The following is an 11,684-nucleotide window of genomic DNA, read 5'->3' on the forward strand; positions in this document are numbered from 1 at the left end:
TATGTTTAATCTTTTAACAAAAAACCGGCAGTAAACTTTTGGTCGAATCGATTACCAGTTTTCATTTTTTAAATGTTTTTTGAAACCTAAAAATTACCTTGGAACCATTCTTTCATACGTGCCCACAAACTCTGGGTATTATCATTCATTTTGGGTACAGTGTAGTTTGATTCATACTGCTGCTGATAACCTTGCAACAACAATCCTACGCCTGTAGCAAAAGAAGGATTTTCAGTTGCTTCAGCCAACCCAGAAACATGATGAGCACAACCTTTTCTTACCGGCATTTCAAAACAGAGTTCTGCAAGTTCAATGCCTCCTCTCACATTGGCAGCACCGCCCGTTAGAACAATGCCTGCAGCCATCCTATCTTCAAAACCACTACGTCTTAATTCATTTCGTACTAAAGTAAATAGCTCTTCATATCGCGCTGCAACAACATCAGATAAAGCTTTAGCTGATATTTTTCTTCCTGGCCTATCATTGACGCTGGTCACTTCCAACATCTGATCTGAATTGGCTAATTCGGTTAATGCAACCGCGTGATTCAGTTTAATGGATTCTGCCGCTTTTGTAGGTGTGCGTAAAGCCATAGCGATATCATTGGTCACTTGATCTCCTGCAATAGGAATTACGGCTGTATGCTGAATTGCACCTTCACAAAATATCGCAATATCTGTGGTACCACCCCCAATATCAATCAGGCAAACACCCAGATCTTTTTCATCATCGGTCAAAACAGCATGGCTTGAAGCTAGTTGTTCAAGAATGATGTCATTTACCTCTAGACCGCAACGACGCACACATTTAACTATATTTTGCGCAGCGCTTACTGATCCAGTGACAATGTGTACACGCGACTCAAGCCGCACTCCTGCCATTCCTATAGGTTCACGGATACTGCCTTGTTGATCGATGATAAATTCCTGAGGTAAAACATGCAGAATTTTTTGATCTGCAGGAATTGCTACTGCTTTTGCAGCATCAATGACGCGTTCTACATCAGCCTGCGATACTTCTTTATCGCGGATGGCAACGATACCATGTGAATTTAAGCTACGAATATGACTACCAGCAATACCTGCATACACAGTTCTTACCTCACAACCTGCCATAAGTTCAGCCTCCTGAACAGCACGTTGAATGGAATTCACAGTAGCCTCTATATCAACTACAACGCCACGTTTTAAACCACGAGAAGGATGACGACCTATTCCGATAATTTCTATTGCACCGTCCGAGGTAACTTCTCCAATTAAGGCAATTACTTTTGAAGTTCCTATATCCAATCCAGTGATAATATCTTTTTCTATTTTTTTTGCCATTATCGTTCCGTTTGTTGTTTCCACTGCACCGCCATACCACGTGGATAACGCAGGTCCACGCTAGACAATTGCTCAATTTTTTCTGCAAATACCGCTGGATATGCTTTACAAAAACGCAGCAATCGGTCTTCTAACTCTTTCTTTCCTAAATATATTTTTATACCATTGCCTAAAAGCAATACCCAAGATTGGTTTTCTCTTAGATGCAGTCCAGCAGCGTTTAAACCATATATTGATAATATCTTACTCAATTTTTCGTAAACTTGTAAGACTTCTGCTTGTTGAGATAGAGGTCCTTTTAATTGTGGTAAGTTTAGACCCTCTGGTACAGCACCTTCATTAAATAATCTGCCGTCCTCAGTCATCAAAGCATTGTCCCAAACCGCAACTGGTTTTTTCTCAACGAGCCTAATTTTTAATGTATCTGGCCAAACACGCTCCACGGAAGCAGTGTCGACCCAGTTCAGCTCATTTAATTCACTCTCTAATGCTCTTACCGATAAAGTAAAAAAGCTATTGCTCAAGTGTTTTGATAATACACCTTCCAATTCTTTATGTGTAACATGCTCATAATTTGCAGCAATTTTGATTGTAGTGACTGGAAACCGTTCCACATCAGACACATAATAATAGCCTAATCGACAAGTTAAAAATATTGCGCTTAAACTGAGTACCAATAACCAACAGATGTATCGCAAATTCCCGGAATAAACATCCCTATTTCTATTCATGGTGTTCACAGATAATTGGTTACTAAATGTCGCCGGCAATTCTGATGTACCGTTGCAATACGGATCAACTCGTCCAGTAACTCAGGATAAGATAAACCACTTGCCTGCCATAGTTTTGGATACATGCTAATCGAAGTAAAACCAGGTAAAGTATTTACCTCATTGAAATAAATCGTTTCGGTTTTGTCATTAACAAAAAAGTCAATACGTGCCATACCCTTACATTTTAATCGGATAAAAATATCTGCGGCTGCCTTTTTTAATTGCGCATACAAAGTCTGAGTTAAAGGAGCGGGTATAATTAGATCTGTTTGTCCGCTCTCTAAGTATTTCGCCGAATAAGAATAAAAGCCATCCGGATGATTAACACGTATTTCACCCGCAATACTGACTCTTGGCTCTCCCGCAGGTACCGCACTTTCTAATACTGACAATTCAATTTCCCGTCCAGGAATAAATGATTCAATCAAAATCTCTTCGTCATAACGTAATGCATCATCAACTGCTACGAGCAATTCAGCCATATTTTTTGCTTTATGAATGCCTACACTGGAGCCCATTGCACAAGGTTTAACAAATAAAGGCCAGCCAAATTCTTCTGCAACTTCCTGACAAAAACGTTGTCTTTCAGTTGCTGGGGTATGCCATGAAAAAAGCTTATAGTTCGCTGATTTCAAACCATTGACGCAGACGATGCGTCTTGCCATATCTTTATCCATTCCAATGGATGACGAAAGTACATCACAACCAACATAAGCAACACCGGATAATTCAAGCATTCCTTGCAAACATCCATCTTCGTATAAGGGGCCATGGACTATGGGAAAAACCACATCAGCATCAACAGATAAACGTCCATTAATAAATAAGCTTGGCATAGGTTTGGAGCGTTCTGTTACTACTGGAAGTTTTTCTTTATAAGCGAGTAAATCATGATATTGATGAAGATGAAATAATCCATCCTTATCCATTGCTACAGGGATAATGTTATATTGTTTCGCATCCAAATGTGCAAGAACAGAAGCAGCTGAAATTAATGAGATTTCATGTTCCCCTGATTTTCCACCATAAAGCAGAACTAGATTGAGAAGCTTGGACATTAACGGTCTCCGATTATGTGAACTTCGCGCATCAACTCAATTGTTGTCTGCTCACGAACTTTAGTTTGTACTAAATGTATCAATGCTTCAATATCTGCAGCAGTTGCTGAGCCTTGATGATTGATAATAAAATTAGCATGCTTTTGAGAAACCACTGCACCTCCGATATTGAAACCTTTTAATCCACAAGATTCAATAAGCCGAGCTGCAAAATTCCCTGGAGGATTTCGAAACACAGACCCACAATTGTATTCATTAGTTGGTTGTGTATTTGCCCGATGAGCCAACAAATCTTTTATAACCTGCAATGAAGTTTCTTTATCACCAGAATTTAATTTAAATGTGGCTGAAATAAACCACTCATCAGGAGGTCCCGAAACATGTCGATACGCTACTTCGTATTCATCAGGCTTACGAATTCTTATTTCACCGCTTCGAGTCATGGTCTGCAGCTCCACTACAAACTGCCAGGTTTCACCACCATGACAACCAGCATTCATTCGCAATGCCCCTCCCATGGTACCAGGGATTCCTGCCCAAAACTCGCCACCAGACAAATCATTGCGCGCACAAAAACGGGCCATGCTCGCACAAGATACTCCTGCTTCGACTTTAACTGTCTGGGTGTCTAAGAGTGCCATTTCTTTCAGGCATCCTTGAGTGAGAATCACTGTTCCTGAAAATCCACCATCGCGAATCAAGGAATTGGATCCCAATCCCAACCATAATAAAGGTTCTGTTTCAGGAAGCTTACGTAGAAATAAAGCGAGATCAGCGATATTTTTAGGCTTATATAGCTTGGCAGCAGGCCCCCCTACACGCCAGGTTGTATATTCCGCCAAAGGCTCATTATAAAGCAAATTGCCTTGGAATTCAGCTACAAGGCCACAATCATTCTCAGTTGGACTCATGTCGCCCTCACATTTCTTTCATCAAGTTCACAGCAATTTGACCAATACTCCCAGCACCTTGCATCAAAACCACATCGCCATCTTTAATCAACTGATTTAGCTTTGCTTTAAGCGATTGTTCATTTACAAGAGTTACTTTTTTATCTTTACCTCTAATTTTTTGTGCCAGACTCTCACTGGTTATCCCTGGAATCTCAGGTTCCCCTGCAGAGTAAATATCAAACAAGAATAATTCATCGGCAAGGCTTAACACATCAACAAATTGATCTTGCAAGGATTGAGTTCTTGTATACCGATGCGGTTGGAAGACGTGTACAAGTCGTTTATTGGGCCAAACATGTCGAAACGCATCGATGGTTGAGAGAATTTCTTGAGGATGATGCCCATAATCATCAACGATAAGAGCCGTACCATTCTCAAATTTTTTCTCGCCTAACATTTGAAAACGACGACCTACTCCCTGAAATTTTACCAAGGCACGTATAATCGAAGCATCATCCACACCTAATTGGGTTGCTATCGCAATAGAAGCCAAGGCATTTAACACATTGTGACGACCTGGATATTGAAATTGGATGTTTAATGAAGAATATGGAACAGGACGTACTACCGTAAATTCACTAATCAATTCATTTTGGATCCAATTAGTTGCCCGGTAATGAGCCTCCTCAGCAAACCCGTATGTTAATGTAGGTCGTTCAATAGCTGGAAGGATCTTGCGCACCTCTGGGTCATCAATACATACCACTGCCAACCCGTAAAAAGGCAAATGGTGTAAAAATTCAAGAAAAGTTGTTCGTAATTTATCAAAATCATTCTCATAGTTATCCATATGATCTGCATCAATATTCGTCACTATAGCCATCATAGGTTTTAAGAAAAGAAATGACGCATCACTTTCATCGGCCTCAACAACAAAATACGGAGATTGACCAAGTTGAGCATTAACACCCAGGCTATTCAATTTTCCACCGATCACAAAACTTGGATCTAACCCGCCTTCAGCCAAAAGACTACTTACCAGACTTGTTGTTGTCGTTTTGCCATGGGTTCCAGCCACAGCAATGCCATGACGAAAGCGCATGAGTTCAGCAAGCATCGCTGCTCGTGGAATTACTGGAATCATTTGTTCGCGAGCAGCCATAATTTCGGGATTATTCATACCAACTGCTGAAGAACGAACTACAACATCCGCCCCTTTTATATGTTCCGCTTTATGCCCCATATAAACAGGAATTCCTAAGGATTTTAACCTTTGTACCGTACTGCCTTCGCCTAAATCAGAACCTGTAATACGGTATCCTTGGTAGTGTAATACTTCAGCAATACCACACATACCTACACCGCCAATTCCAACAAAATGTATTTGTTCTACGCAGCCCATCCTTGAAGATATAAATTGTCCTGAATTACCCACAAATGCCCCCTTAAGCTGACAGAGGCCCTAAGCCCAGAGCCTGCCAACGATTTTCATGATCAATGCGCAATAATAACGCAATTACAACACAATTAATAACCATACTTGCGCCACCATAACTCATTAAAGGTAAAGTTAACCCTTTTGTCGGTAATAGACCCGAGTTAACTCCCATGTTTATAGCAGCCTGTAACCCCAACCAAAATGTCAAACCATAAGCAGTATATGAGGCAAATAACCTCTCTTGCATATAAGCATTATACGCAATAATCAAACCTCTAATCACCAATATACTGTATAGGGTCATGACCATTAAAATACCTACCAGTCCTAATTCCTCTGCCAATACAGCAAATAAAAAGTCAGTATGGGCTTCTGGTAAATAGAGTAATTTCTGAATACTTTCTCCCAAACCTGACCCAAACCACCCTCCCCGACCAAATGCAATCAAGGATTGAGTCAACTGATATCCACTATTATACTGATCAGCCCAAGGATCTAAAAATGCAGTCAAGCGGGCAACCCGATAAGGGGATGAAACCGCCAAAAATGCCAATGCTCCCATGACCACAATCATTAATCCTATATAATAGCGTAATTTTACACCAGCTAAAAACAGCATGGCCATAACAGTACCTGAAATCACCACCGTAGCCCCAAAATCTGGCTCGAGCAATAATAAAAAGGATACAACTCCTAAAATCACCATTGGCTTAATAAAACCCAAAATACTACTACTGACAGCTTCCTGTTGACGTACTAAATAACCTGAAAGATAAAAAATCATCGTGAGCTTGGCTAATTCGGATACTTGGATACCTATTGGCCCAAAAGCTAACCATCGTCGACTTCCATTGACTGCTCGACCTATTCCTGGAATTAATACAATAAGCAACATCAACACACAAATTAACAACATCGGCATGCTGATGCGCTGCCAAATACTGCTATCCATCCTGATCACAATAAGAGCAATCATTAAACCAGCAAATAAATAACATGCTTGACGAATTAAAAAATGGAATGGTTGATGAAAATATTTGGTAGAGATCATGACCGAACTTGAAGCCACCATCATTAGTCCGATAATGAGCAAACCGATGACCACACTAATTAACCATTTATCATAAAGTGAAATAGGTCTGCTGACAGGTTTGCCTCTTTGATTCACATGTCTTGGCCGCATTGATTACAATCCATTCACTAATGAAGCAAACGATTCGCCGCGATGATTAAAATCCCGGAACATATCCAAACTGGCACAAGCGGGGGATAATAAAACAACATCACCTGGTTTTGCCTGTGACTTGGCTATAACTACTGCATTATCCAATGAAGAAGCACGCGCTATGGGCACTACATTAGCTAATGCAGCTTCAATCTTATCGGCATCTTCACCAATTAAAACAATGGATCTTACATAATCAGCTATAGGTTGCGCCAGCTCACTAAAATCAGCCCCCTTTCCTTGCCCACCTGCAATAAGTACAATCTTTCCTTGCATAGAACCTCCTATTCCATTAATTGCAGAAATCGTTGCACCAATATTAGTCCCTTTAGAATCATTAATCCAATCAACGCCATCAAGAGTTCGCACCCATTGACAACGATGCGGTAAACCCGTGAATGAAGTCAATACACTTATAATATATTGTTGTGAAATACCTGCGGCATCCGCTAAAGCGGAAGCAGCAAGAGCATTAAGCCAATTATGGACACCTTTTATCAATACAGACTCAACGGGCAAAATGTATGCACTTCCCTTTGCCAAGTATATTTTATCGTGTTGCGTGATCAGCCCCCAATTGTTTTTTTCCGGGGCGTCAATACCAAAAGAAATACGATTAACCGCCCCAGTTGGAACAGTACAAGAATCATCCCGATTAAATAATGCAATTTGTGCTTTATCATATATTCGTTGTTTGGCTTGCGCATAAGCCTCCATAGTATGATGTCTGTCCAAATGGTCGGGAGTCACATTGAGAATGGTCGCAGCAATCGGAGTTAAAGAATAAGTTAAATCCAATTGAAAGCTGGATAACTCCAAAACCCATAAATCATACTGATGCGCATCATGAAGCATATCAAGAACTGGTGTTCCAATATTTCCAGCCACAGCAACTTTATATCCTGCTGCCTTCGCCATTTCTCCCACTAAGGTAGTAACTGTTGATTTTCCGTTGGTTCCTGTAATTGCGATCACTGGTGCATGAATCTCTCGGGCCAAACATTCTATATCCCCATACACAGCAATGCCCATTTGCATTGCCTTTTTTAAAAAAGGGGTATCCAAAGGTAAACCTGGGCTTGCAATGATATCTGACAATTGGCCTATTATTTCATCAGGAATGTCCTGGGTATAAACACGGACATTCGGAAATTCTTTTGTAAATTCGGTTACACTCTGAGCTTGTGCGCGGGTGTCAAACGCAATAAAAGGTTTATTTTTACCATGTAAATATCGTGCTACCGATACCCCAGTTTTACCCAAACCTGCAACTAAATACAAAGGAGGATTCATGAGTGCACCTTTTTATCGAAGTTTTAAAGTAGCTAACCCGCATAACACAAAAACAACAGTAATAATCCAGAATCTGACAATTATTTTAGGTTCTGACCATCCCTTTAATTCGAAATGGTGATGTAAAGGCGCCATTCGGAATAAGCGTTTACCATGAGTATATTTAAAATAACCTACCTGCAAGATAACTGAAATTGTCTCAATAACGAATAAACCACCCATCATTAATAAAACCAATTCCTCTCTGATAACTACAGCGACTATACCTAAAGCTGCCCCTAAAGCTAAAGATCCCACATCACCCATAAACAATTGTGCAGGATAGCTGTTGTACCAAAGAAAGCCAAGTCCTGCGCCGACAATGGAAGAACAAAAGATGGTTAACTCCCCTGTATTAGGAACATAGGGTATACCCAGATAAGGTGCATACACCGAGTTGCTTGAGGCATAAGCAAAAATTCCTAAGGCACCAGCAACCATGACAATCGGCATAATTGCTAAGCCATCTAATCCATCTGTCAAATTCACTGCATTGGAACTTCCGACAATTACAAAATAACCTAAGATAGGAAATAAAATCCCTAAACCTATAGTCAGGGATTTAAAAAAAGGAACAGTCAACTGGGTATGGACAGGTAACGTAGCATGCATATATAAATAAATTACAGCAATAAGTGCAATGACTGATTGCCAAAAATATTTCCACCGGGCAGGCAATCCTTTACTGTTTTTTAATACCAGTTTACGGTAATCATCAACCCAGCCCACTACCCCATTCGCAAGAGTAACCAAAAGAACAAGCCATAAACTGGATTGTTGTAAATCCCCCCAAAGCAAACAACTCACTGTGATTGCTAACAAGATTAATACCCCTCCCATAGTTGGGGTTCCTGCTTTGGATAAATGTGTTTGGGGACCATCATCTCGTACCATCTGACCAATCTGTAAACCTCGCAACCAGCGAATCATCACCGGACCACATAGCAACCCTACTATAAGTGCAGTCAATGAAGCCAAAATGGATCTGAAAGTTAGATATTGAAAAACTCTTAACGCATGATATTGCCCTTGAAATAGCTGCGTTAGCCAGTAGAGCATAATTGTTCCTCTTGTTTACCCCAACTTATGGGTTGTTTTAAATAATGCCCAACAGGATAATGGGCCAAAAAAGCGGCCAAGCATACCATAAATCAATACACCATTCAGCATCATACAAAAAATTCTTTTGGCTCTTAATTCGATTATTGATTACCGTATAGGTCAGACACACTGGACTCCATTCAGTCTATATCAGTTGATGTACAATTTTTTCCATTGCACTGGATCGAGATCCTTTTACTAAAACAACAGTATTCGGTGATAATTTTTCCACCAGGTTTTGCACCAGTTGTTCTTGGTTAGTAAAATGCTCGCCACCAGCACCAAATGCCTCGGCAGCCAATTTGCTATTGGAACCACAGCTGAGTAATTGATCGATTCCCAAGCGACGTGCTGCAAATCCAACTTCCTGATGGTGCTGACTCGCCCAAATACCCAACTCGCCCATATCCCCAAAAACAAAGATCTTTTTCCCAGGGTGCTCTGCCAATACTTCTAACGCAGCTAAAACCGAGCGTAAATTTGCATTGTACGTATCATCGATCACAATAGAGTTATTTTTTCCTTCAAGAATGGTTAAACGTCCTTTTACCCCGCCAAAGCAATTTAGCCCATTTTGAATTTCTTTTATGGAAATGCCTACAGCATGACAACATGCTGCAGCGGCCAAGGCATTACGAACATTATGTAACCCAGGAACTTTTAAATGGATGTCCGCTTGCCCGTTAGGTACGATTAAAGAAAACTGGCCACAGCCATTAGCATCCAGCACCACATCTTGGGCATAAATATCCGCAACGTGATCTAAAGAAAAGCGAAGGACCTTTTTGTCAATTAACAACTCATCCCAGAAATGAGCATAAGCATCATCATCATTGACTACTGCAATACCAGCAAGGGATAAGCCTTGATGTATTTCTCCTTTGGCACGAGCAACACCATCTATAGAACCAAAACCTTCAACATGTGCTGGAGCAATGTTATTAATTAAGGTCACATCAGGATGAACAACTGCAACAGTATGCGCGATTTCGCCAGGATGATTTGCTCCCAACTCAAAAACTGCATAACGATGGGTGCTATTCAATTGTAAAATGCTTAATGGCGCACCAATATGATTATTAAAATTTCCTTTGGTCGCATGGGAAGGAGCTGGTAAAATAGCAGCAATCATTTCTTTGGTTGTGGTTTTTCCATTGGATCCGGTTAACGCGATGACGGGGCAATGTATATTTTGTCGATGCGCAGCTGCTATTTTGGCCAATGCTTGTATTGGATCTGGAACAACAAATTGTGGTATGTGCACCCCATCTACAGCATGATTCACTACTGCAGCTACCGCACCCCGTGTTTCCGCTTCCTTAATAAAATCATGCCCATCAAAGCGTTCACCCTGTATGGCAATAAACAAACTCCCTGGTTTTAGTACTCGGCTATCAGTACAAATACCAGTAAGTTCAGCATTGATCTGACATGGTTGGGCAAGTAATGCAGCAACAGTATTTAGGTTCATAGTATTAAGACATGGCCAAAAGTCTAGTGTACTAACACTTGAGCATAGAGTTCAAGTGGGTAATCGCAGTAAAAGCAATCCCTCTTCTCTTCATCCCCTTTTAAACAAGTAGGAAAAAGAGAGTTCCATTTTTCCTTAGGGAAAAACTAGAATAATAAATTGCAGTTTGCGTGAAACGCAGCGTAACCCGGGTTTCAGAAAATAAACTCTCAAAGCCAGGGTGCCGCTACGATTCATCCAGGCTGCACTGTAGATTTAGACAGCAGCAGACTCAAAATGAGACTGATTAATTTGCAACAGACGATGATAACGAGCAATACGCTCTTCCGTCAGCAACTGACGCTGATCATCGAGTAAGTGAGCATCCAAACCTTCGCTTAATTGTCTTGCTGTTTCTAACATCACTGTAAATCGCTCAATATCAATACCGGGATTTTTTGAAGAATGCATATATAAACAAAGGCCACGTACGCTAAAAGCACCTATATTTTGCAAATCAAAAACCCCTGTCGCAGTTGCTGCCGCCAAGCTACATAAAACCGGTCCTTGGCCATTAGGAAATTGATGGCGATGAAATAATTGACCTTGTCCAAAACGCAGGCCAGCTGCCAAAACGGTTTGTAATAATTCATATCCTGCAAATTGTCTGTTTTCTTTTGCGAGTAAAAAAATCATCAAAGTAAAAGGATTTTCTGTTTTTACTGTGGCTTCAACTTCTAACTTAGGTTCTGGCCTGGGCTCAAGCTCTCTCATTAGTGTTACTTCTTCATCATCATCCTGAGGCATCAAGCGTGGTTGTGAAGGTTTTGCATTTGGTTTTTTAAATACTTGCAAATCCTCATCCACGTCTATTTCATTCTCCATGGCTGCAGCATTGATTTTGCGTACAGCAATTATGTCATCATTATAATTTTGTGTGTTTTCAGAACCCTTTTCGGTTTTTTCCAAACTAGGTTGATAACGTTCTGGACTTAAGCTCTGTCTTCGAGCTTTCATTAAGCGCCCAATTGCTACGATAACACCTATTAACAACAGGACATTAAGAATTAAGCTCCAATTTGCCTGCAT

Annotated in this window: 10 protein-coding genes; all 10 read right to left on the reverse strand. The window is 40.6% G+C overall.

Features of this window, described 5'->3' with window-relative positions:
* Positions 1-86: 86 nt before the first annotated feature.
* Entirely contained in the window at positions 87-1,325 is a 1,239-nt protein-coding gene (ftsA, locus tag LXO92_RS16175) for a cell division protein FtsA (protein WP_182350566.1), read from the reverse strand.
* Positions 1,325-2,056 carry a cell division protein FtsQ/DivIB gene (locus tag LXO92_RS16180; protein ID WP_182350567.1) on the reverse strand — a complete coding sequence of 244 codons (732 nt, stop codon included), beginning with the start codon at positions 2,054-2,056 and terminating at the stop codon, positions 1,325-1,327. The genes ftsA and LXO92_RS16180 overlap by 1 nt, the downstream gene beginning before the upstream one ends.
* A gap of 5 nt (positions 2,057-2,061) precedes the next feature.
* The gene (locus LXO92_RS16185; protein ID WP_182350568.1) at positions 2,062-3,156 is read right to left on the reverse strand and encodes a D-alanine--D-alanine ligase family protein; all 1,095 of its coding nucleotides are present in this window, start codon (positions 3,154-3,156) and stop codon (positions 2,062-2,064) included.
* Positions 3,156-4,067: a UDP-N-acetylmuramate dehydrogenase gene (gene murB / locus LXO92_RS16190; RefSeq protein ID WP_182350569.1), complete on the reverse strand. Its 912-nt coding sequence runs from the start codon at positions 4,065-4,067 to the stop codon at positions 3,156-3,158. The genes LXO92_RS16185 and murB overlap by 1 nt, the downstream gene beginning before the upstream one ends.
* 7 nt (positions 4,068-4,074) lie before the next feature.
* Positions 4,075-5,484 carry a UDP-N-acetylmuramate--L-alanine ligase gene (murC, locus tag LXO92_RS16195; RefSeq protein WP_182350570.1) on the reverse strand — a complete coding sequence of 470 codons (1,410 nt, stop codon included), beginning with the start codon at positions 5,482-5,484 and terminating at the stop codon, positions 4,075-4,077.
* A gap of 10 nt (positions 5,485-5,494) precedes the next feature.
* A complete protein-coding gene (ftsW, locus tag LXO92_RS16200; RefSeq protein ID WP_182350571.1) occupies positions 5,495-6,670 on the reverse strand; it encodes a putative lipid II flippase FtsW in 1,176 nt (391 codons plus the stop codon).
* A 3-nt stretch (positions 6,671-6,673) separates the two neighbouring features.
* Positions 6,674-8,005, reverse strand: a complete 1,332-nt coding sequence (murD, locus tag LXO92_RS16205) for a UDP-N-acetylmuramoyl-L-alanine--D-glutamate ligase (protein WP_182350572.1) — start codon at positions 8,003-8,005, stop codon at positions 6,674-6,676.
* A gap of 12 nt (positions 8,006-8,017) precedes the next feature.
* The gene (gene mraY, locus LXO92_RS16210; RefSeq protein ID WP_182350573.1) at positions 8,018-9,103 is read right to left on the reverse strand and encodes a phospho-N-acetylmuramoyl-pentapeptide-transferase; all 1,086 of its coding nucleotides are present in this window, start codon (positions 9,101-9,103) and stop codon (positions 8,018-8,020) included.
* Between the two features lie 187 nt (positions 9,104-9,290).
* On the reverse strand, positions 9,291-10,616 hold the full coding sequence (locus LXO92_RS16215; RefSeq protein WP_232891315.1) for a UDP-N-acetylmuramoyl-tripeptide--D-alanyl-D-alanine ligase: 1,326 nt from the start codon (positions 10,614-10,616) through the stop codon (positions 9,291-9,293).
* A gap of 255 nt (positions 10,617-10,871) precedes the next feature.
* On the reverse strand, positions 10,872-11,684 hold the full coding sequence (locus tag LXO92_RS16220) for a cell division protein ZipA C-terminal FtsZ-binding domain-containing protein (protein WP_182352877.1): 813 nt from the start codon (positions 11,682-11,684) through the stop codon (positions 10,872-10,874).

This window comes from Legionella resiliens (genome assembly GCF_021344005.1).
GTDB lineage: Bacteria > Pseudomonadota > Gammaproteobacteria > Legionellales > Legionellaceae > Legionella > Legionella resiliens.

Bases quoted from the DNA above. Each gene is read 5' to 3' on its own strand.
- ftsA (WP_182350566.1), bottom strand. From the start codon at position 1,325: ATGGCAAAAAAAATAGAAAAAGATATTATCACTGGATTGGATATAGGA.
- LXO92_RS16180 (WP_182350567.1), bottom strand. From the start codon at position 2,056: ATGAATAGAAATAGGGATGTTTATTCCGGGAATTTGCGATACATCTGT.
- LXO92_RS16185 (WP_182350568.1), bottom strand. From the start codon at position 3,156: ATGTCCAAGCTTCTCAATCTAGTTCTGCTTTATGGTGGAAAATCAGGG.
- murB (WP_182350569.1), bottom strand. From the start codon at position 4,067: ATGAGTCCAACTGAGAATGATTGTGGCCTTGTAGCTGAATTCCAAGGC.
- ftsW (WP_182350571.1), bottom strand. From the start codon at position 6,670: ATGCGGCCAAGACATGTGAATCAAAGAGGCAAACCTGTCAGCAGACCT.
- murD (WP_182350572.1), bottom strand. From the start codon at position 8,005: ATGAATCCTCCTTTGTATTTAGTTGCAGGTTTGGGTAAAACTGGGGTA.
- mraY (WP_182350573.1), bottom strand. From the start codon at position 9,103: ATGCTCTACTGGCTAACGCAGCTATTTCAAGGGCAATATCATGCGTTA.
- LXO92_RS16215 (WP_232891315.1), bottom strand. From the start codon at position 10,616: ATGAACCTAAATACTGTTGCTGCATTACTTGCCCAACCATGTCAGATC.
- LXO92_RS16220 (WP_182352877.1), bottom strand. From the start codon at position 11,684: ATGCAGGCAAATTGGAGCTTAATTCTTAATGTCCTGTTGTTAATAGGT.